23 protein-coding genes are annotated in these 26,038 nt (G+C 70.4%); 16 read left to right on the forward strand and 7 right to left on the reverse strand.

Going from position 1 to position 26,038, the window contains the following annotated elements:
* Nucleotides 1-221: 221 nt before the first annotated feature.
* Together ACTWPW_RS11970 and ACTWPW_RS11975 are read left to right on the forward strand one after the other, a co-directional pair.
* Nucleotides 222-3,266, forward strand: coding sequence for an NACHT domain-containing protein (locus ACTWPW_RS11970; RefSeq protein ID WP_443168717.1), 3,045 nt, complete (start codon nt 222-224; stop codon nt 3,264-3,266).
* Between the two features lie 379 nt (nt 3,267-3,645).
* Nucleotides 3,646-4,068 (forward strand): hypothetical protein, encoded by a 423-nt coding sequence (locus ACTWPW_RS11975; protein WP_443168718.1) that lies wholly within the window; start codon nt 3,646-3,648, stop codon nt 4,066-4,068.
* Nucleotides 4,069-4,319: 251 nt separating this feature from the next.
* Here the strand turns inward: ACTWPW_RS11975 and ACTWPW_RS11980 are convergent, their stop codons facing one another.
* Together ACTWPW_RS11980 and ACTWPW_RS11985 are read right to left on the reverse strand one after the other, a co-directional pair.
* Complete coding sequence (locus ACTWPW_RS11980; protein ID WP_443168719.1) at nt 4,320-5,558, reverse strand: epoxide hydrolase family protein; 1,239 nt, start codon at nt 5,556-5,558, stop codon at nt 4,320-4,322.
* Nucleotides 5,559-5,667: 109 nt separating this feature from the next.
* A complete protein-coding gene (locus ACTWPW_RS11985; protein ID WP_443168720.1) occupies nt 5,668-6,126 on the reverse strand; it encodes a nuclear transport factor 2 family protein in 459 nt (152 codons plus the stop codon).
* Nucleotides 6,127-6,369: 243 nt separating this feature from the next.
* On the opposite strand from ACTWPW_RS11985, the gene ACTWPW_RS11990 reads away from it, so the two are divergent.
* The 9 genes from ACTWPW_RS11990 to ACTWPW_RS12030 are packed head-to-tail and all read left to right on the forward strand — an operon-like array spanning nt 6,370 to nt 16,614.
* Nucleotides 6,370-7,350, forward strand: a complete 981-nt coding sequence (locus ACTWPW_RS11990) for a substrate-binding domain-containing protein (RefSeq protein WP_375117941.1) — start codon at nt 6,370-6,372, stop codon at nt 7,348-7,350.
* A 17-nt stretch (nt 7,351-7,367) separates the two neighbouring features.
* The gene (locus tag ACTWPW_RS11995; RefSeq protein WP_443168721.1) at nt 7,368-8,420 is read left to right on the forward strand and encodes a galactitol-1-phosphate 5-dehydrogenase; all 1,053 of its coding nucleotides are present in this window, start codon (nt 7,368-7,370) and stop codon (nt 8,418-8,420) included.
* Nucleotides 8,421-8,422: 2 nt separating this feature from the next.
* Nucleotides 8,423-9,937: an FGGY-family carbohydrate kinase gene (locus ACTWPW_RS12000; RefSeq protein ID WP_443168722.1), complete on the forward strand. Its 1,515-nt coding sequence runs from the start codon at nt 8,423-8,425 to the stop codon at nt 9,935-9,937.
* Nucleotides 9,934-10,875, forward strand: a complete 942-nt coding sequence (locus tag ACTWPW_RS12005; RefSeq protein ID WP_364133765.1) for a sugar-binding transcriptional regulator — start codon at nt 9,934-9,936, stop codon at nt 10,873-10,875. The genes ACTWPW_RS12000 and ACTWPW_RS12005 overlap by 4 nt, the downstream gene beginning before the upstream one ends.
* Complete coding sequence (locus ACTWPW_RS12010; protein ID WP_443168723.1) at nt 10,872-12,359, forward strand: sugar ABC transporter ATP-binding protein; 1,488 nt, start codon at nt 10,872-10,874, stop codon at nt 12,357-12,359. The genes ACTWPW_RS12005 and ACTWPW_RS12010 overlap by 4 nt, the downstream gene beginning before the upstream one ends.
* Nucleotides 12,356-13,363, forward strand: coding sequence for an ABC transporter permease (locus ACTWPW_RS12015; RefSeq protein WP_443168724.1), 1,008 nt, complete (start codon nt 12,356-12,358; stop codon nt 13,361-13,363). The genes ACTWPW_RS12010 and ACTWPW_RS12015 overlap by 4 nt, the downstream gene beginning before the upstream one ends.
* Nucleotides 13,356-14,276 (forward strand): deoxyribose-phosphate aldolase, encoded by a 921-nt coding sequence (deoC, locus tag ACTWPW_RS12020; RefSeq protein WP_443168725.1) that lies wholly within the window; start codon nt 13,356-13,358, stop codon nt 14,274-14,276. The genes ACTWPW_RS12015 and deoC overlap by 8 nt, the downstream gene beginning before the upstream one ends.
* Before the next feature lie 8 nt (nt 14,277-14,284).
* A complete protein-coding gene (locus tag ACTWPW_RS12025; RefSeq protein ID WP_375117935.1) occupies nt 14,285-15,715 on the forward strand; it encodes an aldehyde dehydrogenase family protein in 1,431 nt (476 codons plus the stop codon).
* 29 nt (nt 15,716-15,744) lie between these two features.
* Nucleotides 15,745-16,614 (forward strand): aldehyde dehydrogenase family protein, encoded by an 870-nt coding sequence (locus ACTWPW_RS12030; RefSeq protein ID WP_443168726.1) that lies wholly within the window; start codon nt 15,745-15,747, stop codon nt 16,612-16,614.
* A 43-nt stretch (nt 16,615-16,657) separates the two neighbouring features.
* Here the strand turns inward: ACTWPW_RS12030 and ACTWPW_RS12035 are convergent, their stop codons facing one another.
* Both ACTWPW_RS12035 and ACTWPW_RS12040 read right to left on the reverse strand, forming a co-directional pair.
* Complete coding sequence (locus ACTWPW_RS12035) at nt 16,658-17,332, reverse strand: GAP family protein (protein ID WP_443168727.1); 675 nt, start codon at nt 17,330-17,332, stop codon at nt 16,658-16,660.
* Nucleotides 17,325-18,944 (reverse strand): SulP family inorganic anion transporter, encoded by a 1,620-nt coding sequence (locus tag ACTWPW_RS12040; RefSeq protein WP_443168728.1) that lies wholly within the window; start codon nt 18,942-18,944, stop codon nt 17,325-17,327. Before ACTWPW_RS12040 ends, ACTWPW_RS12035 begins: the two co-directional genes overlap by 8 nt.
* Nucleotides 18,945-19,331: 387 nt before the next feature.
* Between ACTWPW_RS12040 and ACTWPW_RS12045 the strand changes: the two genes are divergently transcribed.
* From ACTWPW_RS12045 to ACTWPW_RS12055, 3 genes are read left to right on the forward strand one after another with little or no spacing between them, the layout of a single operon-like run.
* Nucleotides 19,332-21,134: an alkyl/aryl-sulfatase gene (locus ACTWPW_RS12045; RefSeq protein WP_375117931.1), complete on the forward strand. Its 1,803-nt coding sequence runs from the start codon at nt 19,332-19,334 to the stop codon at nt 21,132-21,134.
* 24 nt (nt 21,135-21,158) lie between these two features.
* Nucleotides 21,159-21,575, forward strand: coding sequence for a DUF1269 domain-containing protein (locus tag ACTWPW_RS12050; RefSeq protein ID WP_443168729.1), 417 nt, complete (start codon nt 21,159-21,161; stop codon nt 21,573-21,575).
* Nucleotides 21,576-21,598: 23 nt separating this feature from the next.
* Nucleotides 21,599-22,198, forward strand: a complete 600-nt coding sequence (locus ACTWPW_RS12055) for a TetR/AcrR family transcriptional regulator (protein ID WP_443168730.1) — start codon at nt 21,599-21,601, stop codon at nt 22,196-22,198.
* A 20-nt stretch (nt 22,199-22,218) separates the two neighbouring features.
* Here the strand turns inward: ACTWPW_RS12055 and ACTWPW_RS12060 are convergent, their stop codons facing one another.
* Both ACTWPW_RS12060 and ACTWPW_RS12065 read right to left on the reverse strand, forming a co-directional pair.
* On the reverse strand, nt 22,219-22,761 hold the full coding sequence (locus ACTWPW_RS12060; RefSeq protein WP_443168731.1) for a DUF6114 domain-containing protein: 543 nt from the start codon (nt 22,759-22,761) through the stop codon (nt 22,219-22,221).
* Between the two features lie 65 nt (nt 22,762-22,826).
* Entirely contained in the window at nt 22,827-23,423 is a 597-nt protein-coding gene (locus ACTWPW_RS12065) for a DUF6230 family protein (protein ID WP_375117928.1), read from the reverse strand.
* Between the two features lie 303 nt (nt 23,424-23,726).
* On the opposite strand from ACTWPW_RS12065, the gene ACTWPW_RS12070 reads away from it, so the two are divergent.
* A complete protein-coding gene (locus tag ACTWPW_RS12070) occupies nt 23,727-24,446 on the forward strand; it encodes a GAF and ANTAR domain-containing protein (protein ID WP_375117927.1) in 720 nt (239 codons plus the stop codon).
* A gap of 116 nt (nt 24,447-24,562) precedes the next feature.
* Complete coding sequence (locus ACTWPW_RS12075) at nt 24,563-25,339, forward strand: ANTAR domain-containing protein (RefSeq protein WP_443168732.1); 777 nt, start codon at nt 24,563-24,565, stop codon at nt 25,337-25,339.
* A 27-nt stretch (nt 25,340-25,366) separates the two neighbouring features.
* Here the strand turns inward: ACTWPW_RS12075 and ACTWPW_RS12080 are convergent, their stop codons facing one another.
* Nucleotides 25,367-25,780, reverse strand: coding sequence for an ATP-binding protein (locus tag ACTWPW_RS12080; RefSeq protein WP_443168733.1), 414 nt, complete (start codon nt 25,778-25,780; stop codon nt 25,367-25,369).
* Nucleotides 25,781-26,038 lie beyond the last annotated feature (258 nt).

Below are 26,038 nucleotides of genomic sequence, written 5' to 3' on the forward strand. Positions count from 1 at the left end.
GCAGTCTTGTTCCCCTCGAATCCAGAAGCAGGGATCTTGGCTGACGGTTTTGGAAGAGGTGATGTGGAAGCGGCCTGAGGTTTCTTACCGTCACTGAGATATCGGATTGGCGATGGCCCACGCGGATAGCAGATCAACACGGTTAAGTGGGTTCGCGAGTCTGGTCTTCTGTGTCGGGAGGACGGCCGTTGCGAACGCTGAGGTCTGTTGGGCGCGTCTTCGTGGGCGCGTCGCTGACGGTCGCGGCAGGGATAGCGATCAACCAGATCCTGGCCGACGGGACTCTGAGCTGGAGCTGGGGATATCTGGCTCTGGTGTTCACAGTCCTGGGCGCCCTGATCCAGGCGGGAGCAACTCCTGTAGCGTCCGGGGACGGCACTAGGGTACGGCGTGGAAGAGGGTCGCAGCGCGATTATCTGCGGCGGGTGCAGGCATCGGTTGACCAGATGGAGACGATCGGACTCCTTACCCAAGCGGAGTTCGTACTGCAGGCCCGGCAGGTCTACGTCGACGTGATGCTGCAGCCCCGAACCGTGGCCGATGCCGTGACTGACAGTGGTATCGGCCCCACCACTCCAGCGGACGGGGCTGCCGCCACAGCTCGGCGGGCGTCGCTGGAGTCGTTCCTGGTCAAGGGATGCGCACTGGCGGTGCTGGGCGCCGCCGGATCAGGGAAGACCACGCTAGCGCGCTATACCGCATTGGAGTTGACCGAACGACGGTGGCCGTGGCAGAGAGAGTTCTGGCGTCGTCGGCGGATCCCAGTCCTGCTGTACCTGCGTGACCATGCCGAGGCCATCATGGACGGCCGGCCGCGGGACCTGGCTCAGGTGGCGGTCCGTGCCCGATGGCTGGATGGCGTGATCCCGGCCGAGTGGCTGGAACGGTATTTGTCGCGTGGGCGGTGCGTGGTGCTCCTGGACGGGCTAGATGAGGTTGTTGACGCCGGGGACCGAGGCCGCGTGACACAGTGGGTGGAGGCGCAGATCGGCCGCTATCCCGGCAACTCCTTCGTCATCACCTCTCGTCCGCTGGGATATGACACCAATCGGCTGGCCAGGGCCGATGTCTTGGCGGTGCAGCGGCTCACCAGTGAACAGATCCAGGGGTTCCTGCACGACTGGTATCGGTCCATCGAGCAGCGCGCTCGCCAGGGCGATCCGCACGAGATCGACCGGGTCGCTGTCCAGGCCGCCGACGACCTTTTGCGCCGCATCAGAGGCCTTCCCGCGCTCTACGATCTGGCCGCCAACCCACTGCTCCTCACCATGATCGCCAACGTGCACCGATATCGCGGCAGCCTGCCCAGCAGTCGCGCTGCCCTCTATGAGGAGATGTGCCAGGTCCTGCTCCACCGCCGCCAGGAAGCCAAGAACCTCACTGACGAACTCGCCAGCCTCGACGGTGACAAGAAGGAACGCATCGTCCAGGAACTCGCCTTGCACATGATGCGCCGAAAACTTCGTGACATCTCCATCGAAGACGCCCAGCGCGCGATTCGCCCCGTCCTGGAACGCACCGCTCCCACCCTCACCCCAGCGGCGTTCCTCACTCATGCCCGACGCAGCGGCCTGCTCCTGGAACGCCGGCACAAGCGCTACGGCTTCGTTCACCAAACGCTGCAGGAGTACTTGGCCGCCGCTCTGATCTCCGATCATCGCTCCCGCCGCAAGCTCCTGAGCGACAACGTCAGCGACCCCTGGTGGCGCGAAACCACTTTGCTGTGGGCCGCCCGCGCTGATGCCAGCCGCGTCGTCCAGGCATGCCTAGCCGCCCGCACCGTTCCCGCGCTGCACCTCGCCTACGCTTGCGCGGCCGAGGCCCGCGAACTCGACCCCACCCTGCGCGCCCAGCTCGACCAGTTACTAACCATCACGCCTACCGATCCCGAACAGATCCGACTCCTAGACGGTGTCGCTGCCGCCCGCGCCCTGCAGGACACCCACGTCCTCGACGACGGCACCCGCATCTGCGCCCATCCTGTCACCGCCGATCTATGGAACCGCTACGCCGCCCGTACCTCCACCAGATCTGCCGGCTCGACGACTGGACCCGCCGTCGACCCATGGACCGCCGACATCACCGACTTTCTTACCTGGCTTCACACCCTGTTCACCGACGGCACCAATTATCGGCTGCCCACTACCGACGAAGCCCGACAGGCCATCAGCAGCGAGCTCTACTCACCGACAATCACCCTGTGGGCCAAAGACACTGGGACCGATGACTACCCTCGCCTCATATCTCCCGCTGTAGATCTTCACCCCCATCGGCCCACCCCTCAGCAGATCAGCGCTTACCCCGATCTGATTCTCGATCACACTCATCTCTTCCTCCGCCTCTTGTTCCCACGCTCCGCTCTCACCTTCACCCAACTGGTCGCCTACAGCCGCTCTCGAGAGCTGACCCGCCCTCAACGCCAACTTCTCCACAAGCTCGATATCGAGATCGCCCTTGCCCTCGCCCGCGACCCTCCACTTAGCGCGGTCCGCGCCCTCGCCCAGGACTTCTACCGCGCGTCCGGCCTCGACTTCACCCATAACTTCGACCGCACCCGCGCTCGCACCCTCGCCCGTGATCGCACCAGCACTCTCGCCCTCGCCTTTACCCGTGACCGCGCCCTTGCTCTCGACCTGAACCTCGACCTAGACCCTGCCCTTGCCCGTGCCCTTGACCGTGACCTCAATCTCGACCTGGACCGTAGCCTTGATCGTGACCTCGGTCTCGACCTCGCTTTCGCTCGTGCGGCTGCCGCAAGCGATCTGGGATTCCTGGATGTAGGCACTGTTGTAGTCCTCGGCCGGGCATGCCTTCAATTGATTCGCAGCCGCACCACACACGCAGCCGCGACCGGCGCGAGAATGCGTAGGCGTAAGGCAGGAGGAGCATCCCTCACAGAGTTCCTCCGTAACGAATTAGGCGCGGCCTCTACTTGGTCTCCAGCCGATGACCCAGCTGCGGCCTTGAAGGACGCCTTGTCCGTCGCGACGAGGATCGGTGCGGCGGAAACGAGGGCTTTGGTCGAAAACGCGTTGCACCTTGCTAGTCCACTGTGGGATCGAAGTCGCCCAATTCGCCAGAGCGACATGGTCCTCGCGGCCACTTTGGTCCTGGCAGCCCTGACCAAGAGCGCGCAAACAGCGCCGGATTCACGGCTGCCCCGAAGCCTGCGTGGTGTGCTGTCCACGCTCATCGCGCTGACCCCAAACGCCGACCTTACGGACACGACAGTACGAGACAAGCTACTGGTCCTGGTACGAACCTGAAGGCCTCGGCAGGCACCCTCATCCTCACGCGGCGGTTGAGAAGTTCGCGGCGGTACGACTGCACCCACTTCCACGATCGATTTCACACCCGGCTCTCAGCCTGATGTTTAACCCTTCCTGTTCTGGTGCTCGGTGAGCGTTTCGGCGCGTTTGGTGGTCTTGCCCACGTCGTGGTGACGGGCTCGTATCCGGGCGCGCGGCACGCCCGAATTACTTAACCGAAGTCAGTGGAATTTCTTTTCTGCGGCGATCGTCTCGTACGCCCGGGTTGGTTCACCGACGTTGTCGTCGTGCTCGAACTCATCGGGCGAACCAGCCACACGGGCCGCCTACTCTGAGAAGAGGACACAGCGAGGCGTGTCAGCGGGAGGCGATCCGCATGCCGAGCCAGAGGGACGAACTGGCCGAACGCCGCTTCGCCAAGCTCGTCGACCAGGTCAGGGTGATGATGTCCGCCCGCCTCAGACCGGAGTACCGCGGCTTCTACGGTCAGCTCGTTCTTGCCCGTGAGGCGGTGGCGGAGTTGGGCGAGCCGGCCGACGTACGGCGGGCGGCGCGGGCGGCGGGACACCGGCTCGGCTGGAAGGTCCGCACCTATGTCGCGCACGAGGGAACGCTCGTCGTCATCGACGATCGCGACCCGCCGCAGGAGGTGCGCGAGCTGGCGGCCCGCCGTTCAGCCGAGGCGGTGTCGGCCGTCATCGCCGGCGCCCAAGCCGAGGTCCACATGCTCCGCACCAGCGCGCCCGGCGATCCCTCCACCGGCCCGGGCGACGTGGGCGACCCGGGCGAGGGCCGCTGAACGACCGCCCGTTAAGGCCGGGCCGGGCCAGGCCGAGCCGGGCCGGGCCGGCAGTCGCCACGGGTTCGAGCTTCGGGTGCCCTACGGAGCGCCGAATCGGTCACGCATCGATGCCGGGTATCCGGAGTGTGGTGCGGGTGTTCGGCTACTGCGCACGTCGGCGGGCGGGGTGCAGCGCGGTCGGCCGTCACGCGCCGCAGCCGGTGCCTTCCAAGGGGTTCTTCAGCCGGTCGACGTCGGTGGCTGCCTGGTCAGCGCAGCTTCCGGAAGGTTTCCCGGATGTCGCCGGTGAAGGCTTCGGGGTTCTCGTAGTGGACGAAGTGGCCGCCCTTCATGTGGGCGTTGACGTTGATCACGTTGAAGGCGTCGCGGGTGGGGCCGTGCTCGAAGGCGGCGATGCGCTCCTCGACGGTGTTGACGCCGGGCGGGTAGGCGTCGCCGAGGAGGAAGGTGAAGCCGGCCGGTGCCTCGACGGTGGGCCGGCGGTCGTGGGAGGGCACCCACGGGTAGCGCACCGCGTTGCGGTACATGCGGATGGAGGAGCCGATGGCCTGGTTCACCCAGAAGGTGGTGGCCTCGGTGAGGATGAAGTCACGGGGGAAGTTCGCCTCGAAGTCGCCGCGCTTGTCGCTCCACTTCTTCCACCGCCGCAGCAGCCAGGCGAGCATGCCGATGGGCGAGTCGTTCAGGCCGTGGGTGAGGGTGGAGGCGTCGAGCATGTGGACCGCGACGTGGGAGGCGTAGGTGTTGACGAAGTTCTCCAGGCCCGCGCGCAGCTCCGGTGTGGCGTCCTCGGGGATCTTGGCGCCGTCGGTCAGGTCCCAGAAGCGCTCGTTGGCGAACATGCCGGGCGGCAGGTCCTGGCCGTAGTGCAGGCCGATGATGCTGTCGGCGTACTTGTGGCCGAGCGCGCTGGTGACGAGGGCACCGTAGTCGGTGCCCGCCGCGGCGTATGTGTCGTAGCCGAGCACCTCGGTCATGAGCTTGTGCATGATGTCGGCGATCTTCCAGTAGTTCAGGTCGCCCCTGCCGACGGGGGTGGACCAGGCGAATCCCGGCAGGTCGGGGATGATGACGTCGAAGGAGTCGGCCGGGTCGCCGCCGTGGGCGGCGGGGTCCGTCAGCGGGCCGACGAGCGGGAGGCTGAACCCGCTGGACCACGGCCAGCCGGAATGAACGGCGAGCGGGATCGGGTTCGGGCCCTTGCCGCGCACGTGGTAGAAGTGCACGGGCGTGCCGTCGATCTCGACCTTGTACTGCTCGTAGGTGTTCAGCCGCTGCTCCTGCGCCCGCCAGTCGAAGCCGTCCGCCCAGTACTCCACGAGCGGCTTGAGGTAGGCGGTGCTGATCCCGTAGTACTCCTCCTCGTTGTCCAGGTCGTCGAAGAAGCGAGTTCTCCTCAGACGGTCCTCGAGGTCGTCCAGGACCTCCTGGGGGACGGCGATCTTGTACGGCTCCAGCGCGCTGGGCCTGTTGTTGCTGCTGCTCATGGCAAGGCTGCTTTCGCGTAGCGGTGGAAGTGAAGGTGCTGTCCGGCAGGCGGAGCACCTGCCGGCGTTCTGGTCGTGCCGTGGCCGGGTGCGACCGGTGCGGGTGGCGTCAGCCGGTGAAGTCCAGGCGGACCCGGGTCTGCTTGAGCTCGGCGATGTACCAGGAGCCGTTCGTCCTGACGAAGCGCGCGTGGTAGTGGCCGAAGCCGTGCATGCCCCTGAAAGGGATGTCCTCCGACACCTCGGCGTCCTCGGGCCGGGTGATGATGTCCTCCATCGCCCATACGCCGTGGGCGGCGGTCGCCGAGTCGACATCGATCTCGTCAGAGAACAGGTGGTGGACCAGGGTGACGCCGGGGCCGCCGCCGGCGCCTACCGTGGCGGCGATCCCTTCCCGGCCCTCCATGTGCAACCAGACCGACCCGTCCGGCTTGTGCGGGGTGAACGTGCCGTCCGGCGTGAACAGGTTCGCCAGGTCCTGCCAGCGCTGAAGATCCGCGTACCGGACGTAGCGCGCCATCAGACGACGAAGCTCCTCGGTGATGCTCAGACGCTCAATGGCATCCACAATCGATCATCCCATCGTTCGACTTCCGTTCTGGACCAAGTGGTCCACTCATCATCGGCAGCACAGAATGGACTGGCAAGTCCAGAAATCGAGGGCGGCACGGCCCTGCGTCATGCCTGCTCAGCCACCGATGCGGGACGATCACCGCGCATCTGCTCATATGAGCAAAATCCGGCTCAAGTGTTGCAAGGAGGTTAATACGCGACTTACGGTGCGTTACCTACGTCACATACGGAGGCCCCAATGCGCGCATTCCGGTCGCTCACAATTCCCGCTCTCCTCCTGATCACCGCCCTTTCCGCCTGCTCGGTGTCCACCAACCCGGGCGGCTCCACCGAGGGCCCGCAGCCGGACGGTCCGGTCACCATCGGCTTCAGCCAGGCCACCCAGCAGTCCCCCTTCTACGTCCAGCTCCGCGAAGGGGCCGAGGCAGCCGCCAAGAAGGCCGGCGCCACGCTCTACTTCGCCGACGCGGGCGGCGATGTCACCAAGCAGAACAACGACATCCAGGACCTCCTCACCCGCCAGGTCGACGTCCTGCTCATCAACCCCGTGGACCCGCAGGGCGTACAGCCGGGCATCGCCGCGGCCAAGGCGGCCGGCGTCTCGGTCGTGACCGTGGACCGGCCGGTGCCCGAGGGCGCGGTCGCGCATGTCGGGCGGGACAACAAGGCGATGGGCGCGCTCGTCGGCAAGCGGCTCAGCGAGCAGCTCGGGGCCAAGGGCGGCAAGGTCATCGAGATCCGCGGCGACGCCGGTGGCGCCGTGGCGCGCGACCGCAGCGCCGGGTTCCACGAGGCGGTGGCGGCCAACCCCAAGATCAAGATCGTCGAGGGCCCGTACTCGGACTACGTCCGCTCCAAGGCGGTCACCGCGATGCAGGACCTGCTCCAGGTTCACCCCGACGTGGCCGCCGTCTACGCGCACAACGACGACATGGCGCTCGGCGCGTTGCAGGTGCTCAAGGAGAACGGCAAGGACAAGGTCCTGGTCTCCGGGGTGGACGGGCTCATGGAGGCGGTCAAGCAGATCCCCTCCGGCCAGTACGTCGCCACCGCGCTCAACGACCCCATCTCGCTCGGCTCGAAGGCCGTGGAGACGGTGCTCAAGGTCCAGAAGAAGGAGCAGGTCGAGCCCTCCATCGACGCCGGCACCGCACTGATCGACACGGACAACGCGGCCCAGTACGCCGGGACCGGCGAATTCGCCGAGGCCTCCAAGTAACCCAAGGAGAGAGAAGGATGTCGGAAACCATGCAGGCCGCGGTGCTCCACTCGCCTGGCGACATCAGGGTCGAACAGGTACCCGTGCCCGAACCGGGCCCCGGCGAGGCGCTCGTCCGTGTGGCGGCCTGCGGGGTGTGCGGCTCTGACATTCCACGCATGCTGCGCGCGGGGGCCTACCACTTCCCGATCATCTGCGGCCACGAGTTCTCGGGGCACGTGGTCGCGCTCGGCGACCGCCTGGCCGCCACCGGCCGGGTCCGCGAGGGCGACCTGGTCACCGTGCCTCCGCTCATCCCCTGCCACGCCTGCGCCCCCTGCAGCCAGGGCCACTTCAGCCTGTGCAAGGACTACGGCTACTTCGGCAGCCGCAGGGACGGGGCGTACGCGCAGTACGTCACCGTGCCGGACGAGAACCTGATGGTGCTGCCCCCCGACCTCGACCCGCGCGCCGCGGCCATGCTCGACCCGGCCGCGATCGCGCTGCACGCCCTGTGGCGCACCCGGATGCGCGGCGGCCGGCGGGTGGCCGTGGTGGGCGCCGGCCCGATCGGGCTGTTCGCCGTGCAGTGGGCCAGGATCGCCGGGGCGTCCGAGGTGCTGGTCATCGAGCTGAACGAGCAGAAGGCCGCCATGGCCGCCGAGGCCGGCGCCACGCATACCGCGACCAGCGCGGAGGAGGCGGCCGAGCGGGCCGGCGACGGGTACGACGTGGTCATCGAGTCCGCCGGCGTGCCCGCCACGGTCGACCAGGCCGTGGCCCTGGCGGCCCGGCACGGCGAGGCGGTGTTCATCGGCATCCCGCACGACCCGGTGGTGCTGCCGAAGGCCACCTTCAGCTCCTTCCTCCGCCGCGAGGTCACCTTGCACGGCGCCTGGAACTCCTTCTCGGCGCCGTTCCCCGGGGAGGAGTGGCGGGTCGCCGCCAGGGCGCTGGCCTCGGGCGACCTCGCGTGGAAGTTCATGATCACGCATGAGCTGGGGCTGGACGCGCTGCCCGAGACGATGGTCAGCCTCGGTGACCGGTCGATCTTCAGCTCCAAGGTCCTCTTCCTGCCGAACGAGGAGTGACGATGACGGCTTTCCTCGCTCTCGATCTGGGGACCGAAGGCGCGCGGGCCGCGGTCTACAGCGTCGAGGGTTCGCCGATGGGGGCGGGCGACGCCTCGTACCCGACGAGTTTTCCGCGGCCCGGATGGGCCGAGCAGGATCCGGACGACTGGTGGCGGGCGAGCGTGCACGCCGCCCGCCGGGCGCTCGCCGAGGCGGGTCACCCGCCCATCGCCGGCGTCGCGGTGGCGACCACGGCCTCGACGGTGGCCGTCCTGGACCGGCACGGCCGTCCCCTGCGGCCGGCCCTGCTGTGGATGGACGGCCGGGCGGGCGAGGAGTCGGCGCTGACCGCCGCGACCGGCCATCCGGTCCTGCGCTACTCCGGCGGCTGCGACGCGGTGGAGTGGCTGGTGCCCAAGGCCATGTGGCTGGCCCGCCACGAGCCCGGCACCTACCGCGCCGCCGCGCGCATCGCCGAGGCGGTGGACTACATGGTGTGGCGGCTGACCGGGCGGTGGGTGGCTTCGCGGATGAACGCCGTCTGCAAGAGCAACTACGACCCGCGCGGCGCGGGCTCCCCGCACGACCTGTACGCCTCGCTCGGCATCGGCGACCTGGCCGGCAAGCTGCCGGACGAGGTCGTGCCCGTCGGTGACCCGGTCGGGCCGCTCGGCGCGCCGGCCCGCGAGGAGCTCGGCGTCACCGGTCCCGCCGTAGTCGTGTCGGGCGGCATCGACGCGCACCTGTCGCTGCTGGCCATCGGCGGCGCCCCGGCCGGGCGGGTGTCGATCGTGTGCGGCACGTCCAACGCGTTCGTCACGGAGATCGACGAACCGGTCTTCCCGCCCACCGTCTGGGGGCCGTACCCGGACGCGCTGCACACGGGCCGCTGGCTCGTGGAGGGCGGCCAGGTGAGCGCGGGATCCGTGCTGGCCTGGGCGGGCGAACGGCTCATCGGGCGGCCGCGGGCCGAGCTCGGCGGGCTCATCAAGGCCGCGGCGGCGCTGCCGCCGGTCGAGCACGGGCTGATCGTCCTGGACTACTTCATGGGCAACCGCACGCCGCTGCGCGATCCCCGGCTCCGGGGCGCGGTGCTCGGGCTCACCCTGGCCAGCTCTCCCGAGCAGGTCTACCGGGCGGCCGTGGAAGGCGTCGCGTACGGCACCCGCCAGGTCATCGACTCCTTCACCGACGGGGGGATCGCCGTGGACGAGGTCTACCTGTCCGGCGGCATCCGGCACAACGAGCTGTGGCTCCAGACGACCGCCGACGTGCTCGGCCGGCCGGTCCACCTCGTCACCGGCGACAACCTGACGCTGCGCGCCTGCTCGGTGCTGGCCGCGGCCGGCACCGGCCGGCACGCCTCGCTGGCGGAGGCGGCGGCACAGTACGCGCCGCGCGTCCGCACGGTGGAGCCCGTCGCCGGGCACGTGGCGGCCTACCGCGGCGGCTACGCCGACTACCGCGCGGCGACCGCCGCCACGACGGAGATCTCCCACCGGCTGAGCGAACCGGGAAGGGGGGCCGGCTCATGAGCGACGACGACCAGCTCTACCAGGTGGCCGTCCGCTACTACGAGAGCGGCGAGACACAGGAGCAGATCGCCCACGCGATGCACCTCACCCGCTGGAAGGTGGGACGGATGCTGGCCGAGGCGCGCGAGGTCGGCATCGTGCGGATCGAGGTGCTGCATCCGCGCTCCCGGGTGGGCGCCCTGGAGCGGGCGCTGCGGGAGCGGTTCGGGCTGCGGGAGGCCATCGTGGTGGCGGGCGGCGGCAGCGACGACGACGAGCAGGTCCGTGACCGGGTGGCCGCGGCGGGCGCCGACCACCTGGCGGCGATGCGGCCCGTACCCCGGCTGATCGGTGTCTCCTGGGGACGGACGCTCGACCGGCTGGCCGGCGGGCTCACCCCCGGCTGGGCGACGGGCGTCAACATCGTGCAGATCAACGGCGCGCTCAGCCGGTCGCGGCGGCCCACCAGCGCCCAGAGCATGGCGAGCCTGATCGCTCACCACGGTGGCGGCACCGCGACGCTGCTGGCCGCGCCGGCGATCCTGGAGCAGCAGAGCACCCGGGAGGTGCTGGAGAGCGACCGATCCGTCTCGGACGTGCTCGCGCTGGCCGCCCGGGCGGACCTGTTCCTGTTCAGCCCGGGCGGCATGGGCAGCGACTCGGTGCTGGTGGACTCGGGTCAGGTCGACGCGGACGACCTGGCCAGGCTCGCCCGCGCCGGCGCGGTCGGCGACGTGCTGGGCCGTTTCATCGACGCCCGCGGCCGGATCGTCGATCCCGCCCTGGACGGGCGCACGCTCGGCCTGTCCCTGGACGTCCTGCGCTCGGCCGCCGCCTCGGTCGCGCTGGTCAGCGGCAGGGCCAAGCGGGCGGTGTGCCGGGCCGTCGTCACCAGCGGCCTGTGCGACGTGCTGGTGACCGACGACCAGAACGCGACCCATCTGCTGGAGGAGTCATGACAGAGCGGCTGCGCATGACCGGGATCGTCAAACGTTTCCCCGGCACCGTCGCGCTGGACGGCGTGGAGCTGAGCGTCCGCCCCGGTGAGGTCCACTGTCTGCTGGGCGAGAACGGGGCCGGCAAGAGCACCCTCATGAAGATCCTGGCCGGCTCCTACCGGCCCGACGAGGGCACGATCCTGCTGGACGGGCAGCCCTTCAGCCCCGCCACCCCGCACGCGGGCCTGGCGGCCGGCATCGCGGTCATCTACCAGGAGCTGGACCTGCTGCCCGACCTCACCGTCGCGCAGAACCTGCTGCTGGGCCGCTCCCCGCGGCTGGGCCCGTTCGTACGCCGGGCACGGCGCGCGCGGCTGGCCCGCGAGGCGCTGGACCGGGTCGGCGCGTCCTTCCCGGTCACCACGCCGGTCAGGGCGCTGCCGATCGCCGCCCAGCAGCTCACCGCCATCGCCAAGGCGCTGACCGCCGACGCGCGGGTCATCGTCATGGACGAGCCGTCGGCCACGCTCGGCGAGAGCGAGCTGCTCGCGGTGTTCGAGGTCATCCGGTCCCTCACCGCGGAAGGACGCTCGGTGATCTTCATCTCGCACCGCATGGACGAGGTGACGGAGATCGGCGACCGCGCCACGGTGCTGCGCGACGGCCGCACGGCCGGGGTCTACGACCTGGCCTCCACCGGGCCGGACGAGCTCGTGGCCGCGATGATCGGTGAAGCGGGCGAGCTCGTGGGCGCCACGGACCGGCCCCTGCCCGAGGGCGAGCCGCTGCTGCGCGTCGAGCGGGCCCACGTGCCGGGACTCCTCGACGTACGCGGCGTCGAGGTGCGGCCCGGAGAGGTCGTCGGGCTCGCCGGGCTCGGCGGCGCGGGCCGGACCACGCTGCTGCGCGCCCTGTTCGGCGATCTGAAGGCGCAGGTCACGGCCCATCTGGACGGCCGCCCGCTCAACGTCGCCAGCCCGGCCGCCGCCGTGCGCGCGGGCCTGGCGCTGGTGCCGGAGAGCAGGAAGGAGCAGGGCCTGATGCTCGGGCTGTCCGTCAGCCGCAACGCCGCGATCGGCGCGCTCGGCCGCCCGCCATGGCTGCTGCCGGGCCGGCTCGGGCGGCGTCTGGCCCGTCCCGCGCTCACCGACCTCGGCGTCAAGGCGGCCGGGCCCGGCCAGCTCGTCGGCCAGCTCTCCGGCGGCAACCAGCAGAAGATCGTGCTGGCCAAGTGGATCACCCGGGGCGGCATCCGGGTGCTGCTGCTGGACGAGCCCACGCGCGGCCTGGACGTCGGCGCCAAGGCCGACCTCTACCGCCAGGTGCGCCACCTGGCCGACCAGGGCGTCGCGGTCCTGCTCGCCAGCAGCGAGCTCAACGAGCTGACCGCCAACGCCGACCGTATCCAGGTCCTGTACGAGGGCCGCAACGTCGCCGCCTTCGACCCCCGCGTCAGCCCGGAAAGCGTCATCGCGCACACCGTCATCACAGGAGCCACACCATGACCGCATCCCTCGGACCCACGGTGACCTCGACCGCCGGGCCGGAACGCGGCGGCCGATCGCGCCGCGGCGCCGACCTGATCGTCAAGTCCAATCTGCTGCTGGTCTTCCTCGCCTTGTGCGTGGTGGCGTCGCTGCTGGCGCCGCAGTTCCTGACCGGCCGCAACATCGCCAACCTGCTGCAGCAGTCGTCGCTGACCGGGATCGTGGCCATCGGGATGACCATGGTGGTGCTGACGGCGGGCATCGACCTGTCGGTCGGGAGCGTCGCCGCGTTCGGCGGGATGACCATCGCCCTGCTCATGGCCGCGGGCGTGCCGGTGCTGCCGGCGATCCTGCTCAGCGTGGCGGTCGGCGCGGTGTTCGGGGCGACGATGGGCGGGCTGTCGGCCTACCTGTCGCTGCCGTCGTTCATGACCACGCTGGCCGGGCTCACGGCCATCCGCGGGCTCACCTACCTGCTGACGGACGGCAAGCCGGCGCAGGCCGGGGGCTCGGAGGCGTTCCAGCTCCTCGGTGGCGGGTTCATCGGTTACGTGCCGATCGTCGGGATCATCTTCGTGGTGGTCACCCTCCTCGCCGCCGCGGTGCTGCGCGGCACCACGTTCGGCGAGTACGTCTACGCCGTCGGCAGCAACAAGGAGGCCGCCCGGCTGTCCGGCCTGCCCGTGCGGGGCGTGATCACCGCGGTGTTCGCCGTGTCCGGCGCGCTGGCGGCGCTGGCCGGGGTGCTGCTGACCTCCCGCCTGACCGTGGGCCAGCCGACCGCCTTCAGCGGGCTGGAACTGGACGCGATCGCGGCCGTGGTGCTCGGCGGCACCAACCTGTTCGGCGGCCGGGGCGGCGTGTTCGGCACGTTCGTGGCGGTGCTGCTGCTGTCGGTGCTGCGCAACCTCTGCAACCTGCTCGGCCTGGGCTCCTTCTTCCAGATGGTGGTGACCGGCCTCATCCTGCTGGTCGCCCTGGTCCTCAACATGCTCATCGAAAGGCGGGGGGCTCGTGCCTGACTCCGTTCCCGGCTCGTTGCGGGCCTACCTGCACGGGCTGCCCGGCGTGGACGAGGTCGGCGTCCGGCGGCGGGCCGCCGACCTGGCCACCCGGTCGATCAAGACCACGGCCAAGCGGTACGCGATCGACCTGGCCATCAGGATGGTCGACCTGACCACCCTCGAAGGGGCGGACACCCCGGGCAAGGTACGCGCGCTGGCCGCCAAGGCCGTGCGGCCCGACCCGGCCGACGCCACCGCTCCCCCGGTCGCCGCGCTCTGCGTGTACCCCGACCTGGTCGCGGTGGCCGCCGAGGCCCTGCGGGGCAGCGGCGTCGGTCTCGCCTCGGTCGCCACGGGCTTCCCCGCCGGGCGCACGTCGCCGGAGGTGAAGCTGGCCGACACGGCCGCGGCGGTGGCCGCCGGAGCCACCGAGGTCGACATGGTCATCGACCGCGGAGCGTTCCTGGCGGGCGACTACCGCAAGGTCTTCGACGAGATCGCGGCCGTCAAGGAGCGGTGCGGCCCGGCCCACCTGAAGGTCATCCTGGAGACCGGCGAGCTGGTCACCTACGACAACGTGCGCCGGGCGTCCTGGCTGGCGCTGCACGCCGGGGCCGACTTCATCAAGACCTCCACCGGCAAGGTCGCGCCCGCCGCCACCCTGCCGGTCACGCTGGTCATGCTGGAGGCCGTCAGGGACTACCGGGCCGCCACCGGGCGGCAGGCCGGGGTCAAACCGGCCGGCGGCATCCGTACCACCAAGGACGCCCTCCGCTACCTGGTGCTGGTCAAGGAGATCGCCGGAGGCGACTGGCTGGACCCCGCGTGGTTCCGGCTCGGCGCCTCGACGCTGCTGAACGACCTGCTCATGCAGCGCACCAAACTCGCCACCGGCCACTACGGCGGGCCCGACTACTACACCATCGACTAGGGAGAGGCGTGGAGACCTTCGAGTACGCGCCGGCGCCGGAATCACGATCCGTCGTGGCCATCCGGCCGTCGTACGACCTGTTCATCGACGGCGACTTCGTGGCGGCCAAGAGCGGCGAGCGCATCGTCACCGTCAACCCGGCCGACGAGGAGCCGCTGGCCGAGGTGGCCGCCGCCGGCGACGCCGACGTGGAGCGCGCCTTCGCCGCGGCGCGGCGGGCCTTCGAGCGGGTGTGGTCGCCCCTGCCGGGCGCCGAGCGCGGCAAGTACCTGTTCAGGATCGCGCGCATCATCCAGGAACGCGCCCGCGAGCTGGCGGTGCTGGAGTCGCTGGACAACGGCAAGCCGATCAAGGAGACCAGGGACGTCGACCTGCCGCTGGTCGCCGCCCACTTCTTCTACTACGCCGGCTGGGCCGACAAGCTGGCGCACGCGGGGCTCGGCACCCGGCCCCTGGGCGTGGCCGCGCAGGTCATCCCGTGGAACTTCCCGCTGCTGATGCTCGCGTGGAAGGTCGCGCCGGCGCTGGCCACCGGGAACACCGTCGTGCTCAAACCCGCCGAGACCACCCCGCTGACCGCCCTCGCCTTCGCCGAGATCTGCCAGGAGGCCGAGCTGCCGCCGGGCGTGGTGAACATCGTCACCGGGGCCGGCGACACCGGCCGGGCCGTGGTCGCCCACCCCGGTGCCGACAAGGTGGCCTTCACCGGCTCCACCGAGGTCGGCAAGGAGATCGCCCGCGCCGTCGCCGGCACGGGCAAGCGGCTCACCCTGGAGCTGGGCGGCAAGGGCGCCAACATCGTCTACGACGACGCGGCGATCGACCAGGCCGTCGAGGGCGTCGTCAGCGGGATCTTCTTCAACCAGGGCCACGTGTGCTGCGCGGGCTCGCGGCTGCTGGTCCAGGAGTCGATCGCGGACGAGCTGCTGGCCCGGCTGCGCGCCCGCATCGAACGGCTGCGCCTGGGCGACCCGCTGGACAAGAACACCGACATCGGCGCCATCAACTCCGCGGCACAGCTCGCCAGGATCCGCGAGCTGGCCGCCGCCGGGGAGGCGGAGGGAGCCACGGGCTGGTCACCGCCGTGCCCGCTGCCGGAGCGCGGCTACTGGTTCCCGCCCACCGTGTTCACCGGCGTCACGCAGGCGCACCGGATCGCCCGCGAGGAGATCTTCGGTCCCGTGCTGTCGGTGCTCACCTTCCGCACCCCGGAGGAGGCCGTGGCCAAGGCCAACAACACGCCGTACGGGCTGTCCGCGGGGGTGTGGACGGAGAAGGGCTCCCTGATGCTGTGGACCGCGAGCCGGCTGCGCGCCGGCGTGGTGTGGTCCAACACCTTCAACGTGTTCGATCCCGCCAGCCCGTTCGGCGGCTACAAGGAGTCCGGGTACGGCCGCGAGGGCGGGCTGCTCGGGTTGGAGGCGTATCTCGATGTCTGAGCGGATCACGGTGACGCTGGAGGCGTACCTTGGCTGACATTTCCCCGCGCGTCGCTGTGCGCAGGACGTACAAGCTCTATATCGGCGGCGCGTTCCCGCGCTCGGAATCAGGCAGGTCCTATCCCGTGACGTCCCCGGCAGGAGACCATCTCGCCAACGCCGCCCTCGCCTCGCGCAAGGACGTGCGCGACGCCGTGGTGGCGGCGCGCAAGGCCTTCCCCGGCTGGTCGGGCCGCACCGCCTACAACCGCGGCCAGATCCTCTACCGGATCGCCGAGATGATGGAGGGGCGGCGGGACCAGTTCGCCGACGAGGTCGCCGCGGCGGACGGGCTGGGCCGGGGCCGGGCGCAGGCCGTGGTCTCGGCGGCCGTCGACCGCTGGGTCTACTACGCCGGTTGGGCCGACAAGATCGGTCAGGTGCTGGGCGGGGCCAACGCCGTGTCGGGGCCGTACTTCAACCTGTCCGAGCCCGAGCCGACGGGCGTCGTGGGCGTTCTCGCCCCGGCCGGCTCCTCGCTGCTCGGGCTGGTCTCGGTGCTCGCGCCCGTGATCGCCGCCGGCAACACGGCGGTGCTGGCGGCGAGCGAACGCGCCCCGCTGCCCGCGGTCACGCTGGCCGAGGCGCTGGCCACCTCGGACCTGCCGGCGGGTGTGGCGAACGTCCTGACCGGTCGCCTGCCGGAGCTCGCCCCGCCGCTGGCCGGGCACGCCGACGTGAACGCCCTGGACCTGGCGGGCGCGGGAGAGCTCGCGGCCGAGCTGGAGGCCCTGGCGGCGACCACGCTCAAGCGGGTCCTGCGGCCCACCGGCGACGACTGGACCGACCCCGATCCCGGCCTGTCCCGCATCAGGCCGTTCCTGGAGGTCAAGACGGTCTGGCACCCCATCGGCCGGTGAGCCGCGGGAACGTCGAGAGCCGGCCGGAAGCAGGAGACGCACCCTAGGACAGCAGCCCGCGCAGGCCCTTGGCGAGGAACAGCATGCCGAAGACCAGGATCAGGAGCAGCGTGAGGGCGCCGTTGTGCTGGATCAGCCAGCCGCGCATGCGCTGGAGTCGCTGTTCGCCGCCGCCGCTGAGCGCGGTGGCATAGGGGGCGAGCACGCCGATGCTGCCGATGGCGACGAACACGGCGGCCAGGACCAGTTGCCGGCCGAGGGGCAGGGGCTCGTGGGCGGCGGCGATGGCGCCGCCGGCCAGGGAGGCCAGGTTGACCGGGTTGGCCACGATGAGCAGCGCCGCCACGCCGATGATCTTGGGGGTGGTCATGGTGTCCATGGCGGCGATCCAGCGGGGCACCTCGGGGGCCTTGCCCTCCTTGCGGCGGGCGGTCCTGCGGATGCCGGCGATGGCCAGCATGAGCAGGAGTACGCCGACGATCAGGGCGAGCCAGGCGACCCAGGTGGGCCTGGCGTGTCCCGTGGCGCCGGCGGCGCCCAGCAGGGCGATGAGGACGAGCAGCACGACCCAGCTGATGACCAGCCAGGTGGCCTCGAACAGCAGGGCCTTGGCGCGGCCGTTCGCGCTGATCAGCAGGGCGATGACGGCCACGACCGGGAACGGTGAGACGATCAGGCCCAGGGTGTAGGGCAGCATGTCGGCGAACGCCTTACCCATGGTCACTCTCCCGGTAGGCGGCGGCTGCCGCCTCGTTGGAGTCGTAGTAGGTGAGCTCGGTCAGGCCGTAGTGGGTCAGCAGGTGGCGCAGGGCGGTGGTGGCGCGGGCGACGGCGAAGGTGACGCCGCGTTCGCGGAGCGCGTCGGCGGTTTCGCGGAGGGCCTGGGCGCCGGTGGTGTCGACGTCGGCGATGGCCTCGGCGTCCAGGACGATCCATCGGGCTCCGTGGTCGGCCAGGCGGGCGACCTCGGCCTTGAAGGTGCCGGCGTTGGCGAAGAAGAGCTGGCTCTCGAAGCGGTAGACGGCGAGCGGGCCTTCGGCCGGGCCTGTGACGTAGCGGCCGTGTTCGCCCGGTCGCAGGGTGGCGGTGCTGGGGCGGGAGGCCCGCCGTACGACGTCCACCGCCGACAGCAGGAAGGCGATGACGACGGCGGTGAGCGAGCCGAGCACGGGCACGCCGAGCAGGCACACCACGGCGATCCAGAACTCCGAGCGGCGCAACCGCCACAGCTCGGCCAGCTTGCGCACGTCGATGAGCCGGATGACGGCGACCGCGACGATGCCGGCCAGGGCCGTGTTCGGCAGGTAGGCCAGCACGCCGGAGAAGAACGCGACCAGGACGGCGACCACGATCGCGCAGACGGCGCTGGGGATCTGCGAGCGGGAGCCGGCGGCGTCCATGGCCGCGGTACGCGAAGCGCTGGAGCCGATGGTCATCGACTGGGTGAGCCCGGCGGCGATGTTGGCCAGGCCGAAGGCGCGCAGCTCCTGATTGGCGTCGAGGGCGTACCCGTGCTGTTCGGCGTAGCGGCGGGCGGTGAGCAGGCCGTCGGCCAGGGTGACGGCGCAGATGGCGATGGCGCCGGGGATGAGCGCGGCCCACTGGCCGAGCGTGATCGACGGCCAGTGCGGGACCGGCAGCCCGGAGGGGACGTGGCCGAGCACCGACACGCCGCGCTGGTCGAGCCCGGCCCAGGCGACGACCGCGGTGGCCGCGACGAGCGCGATCAGCGGGCCCGGTAGCGCGGGGGCGAGCCTGCGCAGCGCGACGATCACCAGCATGGTCGCGACGCCGACGACGATGCTCCACAGGTGTGCGTGCGGGATCTTGGTGATGATCTCCCACAGTTCCGGGAAGAACCGGTCGGCGGTGGCGTGGATGCCGAGGATCTTCTCGACCTGGCTGGTGAGGATCTCGACGGCCAGTCCGGCGATGAAGCCGACCAGGACGGGCTCGGACAGGAAGTCGGCCAGGAAGCCCAGCTTGAAGGCGTAGAACAGCAGGAACACGACCGCGCAGACGAGCGCTTGGGCGTAGGCCAGCTCGACGTACTGCGGGCTGCCGGGGCGGGTGCCGATCGCCACCAGCAGGGAGGCGATGAGCGCGGCGATGGGCGCGTCCGGGCTGGCGACGAGCTGGCGGGAGGAACAGAGCAGTGCGAACACCAGCATCGGCACGATGGAGGTGTACAGGCCGACGATCGGCGGCAGCCCGGCGATCTGCGCGTAACCGATGTTGAGCGGGATCGCCAGCGCCGCCAGCGTGACGCCCGCCGTGATCTCCCGGGGCCGGCTCAGCGGGCCTCGCATGCCCGCGGCGAACCAGGTCACGGCACCACTCCCCCCGTTGAGACCGGCTTACCCCCTTTGAGCAGGGATGATGCTCGGCACCGGCGAGCGGAGGACAGGCATGTACATGCGGATAGAGTGATGCCGGCTTCCCCTCGCTCTGGAGTAGTTCGATGCACAAGATCGTTCATGTGCGCCCCGTTGACGACAGCGTGAGGCATGAGGAATCCCCTCAGTGCGCATGCGGCCCGGCGGGGCAGGAGGTCCACCTCAGGGCGAGCGGGCAGGTCATCGGGATCATGTACCGCCACCACCCCCTCGTTGCCTGCCGCGAATGGGAAGCGTCCACGTCATAGGCTCACGCCCGACATGTGATTTCTTGAGGCTTTCGTTGCCCTTGCTGAAGGCTGCTACGGGCACGACCGTCCTATGGCAGACCTTCCCTTTCACGATCGGGCCGACTTCGACAACGCCGAGCGCGGCTTCATCGCGAAATTGACACCCGCGGTGATCAAGGCGGCCGACGGCAGGGTCGTGTGGGACAACGATTCCTACGATTTCCTCCAGGGCGACTGCCCGGAGACCGCGCACCCGAGCCTGTGGCGCCAGGCGCAGCTCTGCGCCAAGCAGGGGTTGTTCGAGGTGACGGACGGCATCTACCAGGTACGCGGCCTCGACCTGTCCAACATGACCCTCGTCGAAGGCGAACGCGGCGTCATCGTCATCGACCCGCTCATCTCCACCGAGTGCGCCGCCGCCGCGCTGCGGCTCTACCGCGACCACCGGGGAGACCGCCCGGTCACCGGCCTGATCTACACCCACTCCCACGCCGACCACTTCGGCGGCGCCCGAGGCGTCACCGACGGGACGGACATCCCGATCATCGCCCCGGCCCACTTCATGGAGCACGCCGTCTCCGAGAACGTCTACGCCGGCACCGCCATGAACCGCCGGGCCCTGTACATGTACGGCCAGCTCCTGCCCCACTCCCCCGAAGGCCAGCTCGGCTGCGGCCTGGGCATGGGCACCTCGGCCGGGACCGCCTCCCTCATCCCGCCCACCGTCGACATCACCCGGACCGGCCAGGAGGAGACGGTCGACGGCGTACGCATCGTCTTCCAGCTCACTCCCGGCACCGAGGCGCCGGCGGAGATGAACTTCCTCTTCCCCGACCACCGCGCCCTGTGCATGGCCGAGAACGCCACCCACAACCTGCACAACGTGCTCACCCTGCGCGGCGCGCTGGTCCGCGACACGCGCGTCTGGGCCCGCTACCTCACCGAGGCCATCGCGCTGTTCGCCGACCGCGCGGACGTGGCCTTCGCCTCCCACCACTGGCCCACCTGGGGCACCGGCGACATCGTCACCTTCCTGACCCAGCAGCGCGACATGTACGCCTACCTGCACGACCAGACCGTACGCATGCTGAACCGCGGCATGACCGGCAACGAGATCGCCGAAGCCATGCAGATGCCGCCCGCCCTGGAACAGGCGTGGCACACCCACGGCTACTACGGCTCGGTCAGCCACAACGTCAAGGCCGTCTACCAGCGCTACCTCGGCTGGTTCGACGGCAACCCCGCCCACCTGTGGGAGCATCCGCCCGTCCAGCAGGCGCGCCGCTACGTCGAATGCCTCGGCGGCACGTCCGCCGTGGTCGCGCTGGCCGACCGCTACGTCAAGGAAGGCGACCTGCGCTTCGCGGCCACCCTGCTCAACCACGCGGTCTTCGCCGACGAGGGCGACTCCATGGCCCGCAGGCTCCTGGCCCAGGTCTACACGCGGATGGGCCACGGCGCCGAGAACGCCACCTGGCGCAACTTCTACCTCACCGCCGCCACCGAGCTGACCGGCCGGCCCTCACCCGGCACGACCAGCACCACCTCTCCCGACGTGCTCAGCGCGCTCACCGCGGAGCAGATCTTCGACTCCCTCGCCATCCGCGTCCACGGACCGGACGCCTGGAACGAGCGGTTCGCCATCGACTGGCACCTCACCGACCTGGACGAACACCACCGCACCACCATGTCCAACGGCGTTCTGATCCACCAGAGCACGCCACCCGGCGACGGCGCCGACCTGACGCTACGGCTGACCAAACAGCGCCTGCTCGGCCTGGTCGACGGAGCCGGCGCCGACGGCATCGACCACGACGGCGACATGGACGTCCTGCGACGGCTGACCGCCGTCCTGGAGGAGCCCACACCGGACTTCCCCATCGTCACACCCTGACCGCACCGCAAGGAGGCACCGTCCATGAGTCACCTGATCGCCATCGCCTACCCCGACGTCCGTACGGCCATGTCCGTACGCGACCGCCTGGCACAGATGCAGAAGGAGAACCTCATCACGCTGGAGGACGCCGCCGTCGTCGAACGCGAGCAGGCCGGCAAGATCAAGCTGCACCAGTCGACCAGCATGGTGGGCATGGGCGCGGCCGGCGGGGCGCTGTCCGACGCCGGCGTGGACGACGACTTCATGCGCCAGTTGGCCACGAAGCTCGAACCCGGCACCGCCGCCCTGTTCCTGCTGGTCGTGCAGAGCACCCCGGACAAGGTCATCCCGCAGATCGCCGAGTACGGCGGCCACATCATCCAGACCTCACTCAGCCACGAGGAGGAAGAGCAGCTACGCGCCACCGCCCAGGCCGCCACCAGGACCCGCACATCTTGAAGGCTCTGCCAGGAAGCAGTCGCATGCATGGCTCCCAGTCAGATACGCAGGAGCACGTCATCGAGACGGCTACTCGTCTGTTCGCCTCTCTCGGGTATGACGCGACCCCGTTCCACATGATCGCCGACGCGGCCGGGCTCGACGTCGGCACCGTCACCGATCTCGTGGGTGACAAGCGCGACATCTACCTCGCGGTGATGGAGCGGACATACCTGAGCTTGAAGGCCTGTCACGATACGGCGTTCGCCGAGTTCACCCACGACCGGGCAGGCGTCCACCTGCTCGCGGATCACCAGCTGAACTTCTGCCTGGACCACCCCGAGGTCCCCGAGCTGTGGATACACCGATGGTTGTCGGACGCCGCCGACGTCACCGGGGTGGAGGCCCTCTACCTCAAGCCGCTGATCGACCGCGTCATCGACGAGCTTCAGGACCTCGTCGACCCCCACGTCGACCTCGACGGGGCATTGTGGACCCTGGTCTGGTGCATCCGCGGCTTCGTCGTCGGCGGCGTGCTCGCCCCGAACGGGCGGGTCGAGGGCCCGCGCAACGCCGCGGCGCTGCGGCGGTTCCGTGCACACCTGCACCTGCTCGTGGACCGGATGTTCGAGCCGAACGGCTGACAGCGGGTGGTCCGGCGCCCCTACCCGGCGGGCTCTCGCAGCTTCGCGGGACCCGCCTCCACCGGACGAGGGTCGGTCCCGGCGCAGGATCGCCTCTTCGACATCAGCCGCCGGCGGTGCCGCCCCAGAGAGACGGCCGCCGCCCAGCGCGGCGCGCTCATCCGCGACGGGAACGTTCGAGCGGCGGCGAGCACGCTCCGCACGGTGACGGTGTCGAGGCGGTTGGCGGGCCGGTTGTCAGGGGTCCAGGCCATGGTCAGCATGCCGCCCAGCAGGCCCAGGATCATGCCGATCAGGAAGCCGCCCAGGTTGGAGTAGATGAAGGAGGCCATGGACAGCAGCACGGCGATCAGTCCGAGGAACACCCGCTGACCGGGCTGGAGCCAGACCAGCACCCCTGTGATCACCATGACCAGGGCGATCAGGTAGCTCGCTCCGACCGTGCCGAACATGACGGCCACGGGCAGTGCGTTGACGGCGAGCGGGACGGAGAGCAGCTCCAGCCCCGCCGCCACGATGAACAGCCCGCCCCAGAACGGCCGGGAACGCCGCCACGACTTCATGATCTTGCGCCCTTTCGTCTCGCCCCGGCCCGCCCGCTCTCCGCCGGGCCGGGGCCGGCTCCGCCTCAGTAGCACTCGTGCTCGCCGCGCGACAGCTTGAGGCCGAGGTCCGGCAGGCTGAACGTGGCGGCCGTGACAGCCCTGGCGCCCAGCCTGACGTTGCGCAGGGTGACCACTCTGGCCTGGCCGCCGAAGGTGCCGGCCGGCCCCCTGCCGTCGGGAACCTCGTCCAGGGTGCTGGCGTCCCGGCCCAGCTCGAGGTCGCGGATGGAGGCCGCGGTCTGTCCTATCGACACATCGATCACCAGATCGTCGATGGTGACCTCGTTGCCGCCCTGGCCGCCGGTCAGCCGGAGCGTCACCGTGCCCACCGGTGTCTTCACCAGCGCGCTCGAACACAACTCGCTGACCGAGGCCCGCCGCACGCCGGCCACGATGACGGGGATCAGCCGGCCCTTCCTGGTCCGGTCCACGTCGGTGGCCAAGGTGAAGCCCTGACCGCGCAGCTCACCGGCGAACAATTTGAAGCCGTTGGCGGAGACCACGAACGTGGCGCCGATGACCCCCTGGGCCGTGGCGCCGACCAGCAGCGACGTCATCGCCGCGACAGGGGCGAGGATCAAGGCGAAGCGCTTCCATCGCACGCGTCCCTGCTCGGCCATGATTCCGCTCCACATCACGTTGTTCAGGATCAACCCGGCGTTCTGCTACGGAGAGTGACATGCCGGGCTGTTGCCGAGCATGCGTGACGTCTACCGAGTTTGTCGACGTACGCGCCGGGCGTCGCACCACTTATGGCTCGCGGCTGGACAATCTTGCCGAAGACCAGAAAGACCGCCTGTGGGCGCCGGATACTGCACCTGCGCCTCGATGAACGACACCCCGGCTGGTGGCGGTGCCGAGTGCTTCCCGGCGTACGGTGAAGGCTACGTGTCCTTCGGACGCGGGGCGGGCGGTCATGGCAGGTGGACGATGAACATGTGCTGCGCGTCTGGGCGTTGATCGGAACAGCGGCGGCGGCCCAGCAGGAGCCGGTCTCGGTCGGCGACGTGTGCGTGGCGTGCGCCGATTCGCTGGAGGTGAGCGGGGCCGGGCTGTCGGTGGTCAGTGGCGTTCCCGGGATGCGGCTGGCACCGGTGCACGCGGTCGGCCGGTTGGGGCGTGACCTGCTGGAGGCGGAGCTGACCAGCGGGGACGGGCCTTGCGTGGACGCGGTCAACGATCGCGAGCCGGTGCTGGTGGCCGATCTGCGCACACAGGAGGCGCAGGCGCACTGGCCGCTGTTCACCGCGCTGACCCAGACGGCGCGGGTGCGGGCGGTGTTCGCCTTCCCGCTGCTGGCCGGCCCGGACAGCGTGGGCGTGCTGGTGCTGTGCCAGGACCGGCCGCGGATGCTGGAGGAGGCCGAGCAGCGGACGGCCCGGCACTTCGCCGACGCGGCGCTGCTGCTGTTGCTGAACCTGGTCACGGTCAATGCGGCAGGCGAGTCACTGCCGGCGCGGACGCTGGCCCTGGGGCCGGAGATCCACCAGGCCAGCGGGGTCGTGGCGGTGCAGGCCGACTGCACGGTGGAGGAGGCGCTGGTCCGGCTGCGCGCCTACGCGCTGGCCGCCGACGAGCCGCTGACCCGGGTGGCACGGCAGGTGCTCGCGCACACGCTGCGGTTCTCCGGGCAAGAAGGCTGACTCCGGCCGGCCGGCGCTCTCGCCCCAGAGCCCTGACCGGCCATCCCACGCGGCCCTGACCCGGCACTATGGCTGAGCCCTGCCCACGGGCGACGAGCGGGCGTAGGCTGCCGAAGGTGGAGACTTCCCCGTCCCGCGAGCCGGAACGCCGGCTGGCCGAGGCGTTCGTAGCGCTGGCTGACACGCTGGTGACCGGGTTCGACCTCATCGATTTCATGCACGGCCTGACCGAGCAGTGCGTCGAGCTGCTCGGGGTGGACGCCGCCGGCCTGCTGATCACCGACCAGCACGGCAGCCTGCAACTGGTGGGCGCCTCCAGCGAGCAGACCCGGCTGCTGGAGCTGTTCCAGCTGCAAAGCGACCAAGGGCCCTGCCTGGACTGCTTCCGCTCCGGCCGGCCGGTGCACTGTCCAGACCTGAGCGGCACCCCGGCCACCTCCTCGTGGCCGCGGTTCGCCCAGCAGGCTCACGAGGCGGGCTTTCACGCGGTCAGCGCGCTGCCGATGCGGCTGCGCGATCAGGTCATCGGCGCGATGAACCTGTTCCGCTCCGAACCCGGCGAGCTGGACGGCGTCACGGCCGCGCTGGCCCAGGCGATGGCCGACATCGCCACCATCGGGCTGCTCCAGGAACGCGCCCTTCGCGAGAGCCAGGTACTCGTCGAGCAACTGCAGCACGCGCTGAGCAGCCGGGTGGTCATCGAGCAGGCCAAGGGCATGCTCGGCGAACGGCATGCCCTGCCCGTCGAGGAGGCTTTCGGCCTGCTGCGCCGGCACGCCCGCAGCCAGAACCAGAACCTCACCGAGTTGGCCCGCGAGGTGGTGGCACGCACCAGCGACGTCCCGCCGGAGCGGCCGGGCCCCGGGCCCGCCACACCCTCGACCGGTGGCTGATCCCGCCCGGACCCGGTGCGGGCGGGATCAGCCCGGCAGGCGGAAGGCGATCGACAACATGGTGCCGTCCGTGCCGCTGGTGAAGGTGACCTCGTCGGACAGCTGGCGGATCAGCCACAGCCCACGCCCGCCGATGCCGTTCAGCCGGGGCAGCGCGGCCCCGTTCAGCCTGCCCGGTACGGCCCCCGGCCCGTCGTCGCTGATCTGGCAGCACAACATCGTCCCGCTCCGCCACAGCCGCAGCTCGCCCGCGCCGCCCCCATGGTCGACCGCGTTGACCGCCGCCTCGTGCACCGCCAGGACGAAATCGTCCCAGCGCATACCGGTCAGTCCGGCCCGGGCCGCCTGAGTGGCCACCGCGTGCCGCAGCCGGGGCAACTCGGCCTGGCCGAACTGACACGCCAGCAACGGGCGCCGGTCACCGTTCAGGAAGCCGGTCATCGGCCCGGCCCTCCGCTCGCGGCCAGGAGGTCGCCGGTGATCAGCCGCGGGCCGGTCCGTGCCGACACGGCCACCCGGATGCGCCACATGCGCGCAGGCCGACCGATCGGTTCGCCTTCGGGCGTGGTGTTCGCTCGCCCGGATGCGGTGCCCGCGGACAGGAGCGATGGGTGTCTTCCGACCGCCGTGCCGCGGTCAGTCTCCAGGGCTGTCTCAGCCGCTGAACCCCTGAACGGTCGTCGGCCGGCCACCGCTATC

The sequence above is a fragment of the Nonomuraea sp. KM90 genome, from assembly GCF_052246675.1.
Lineage (GTDB): Bacteria > Actinomycetota > Actinomycetes > Streptosporangiales > Streptosporangiaceae > Nonomuraea.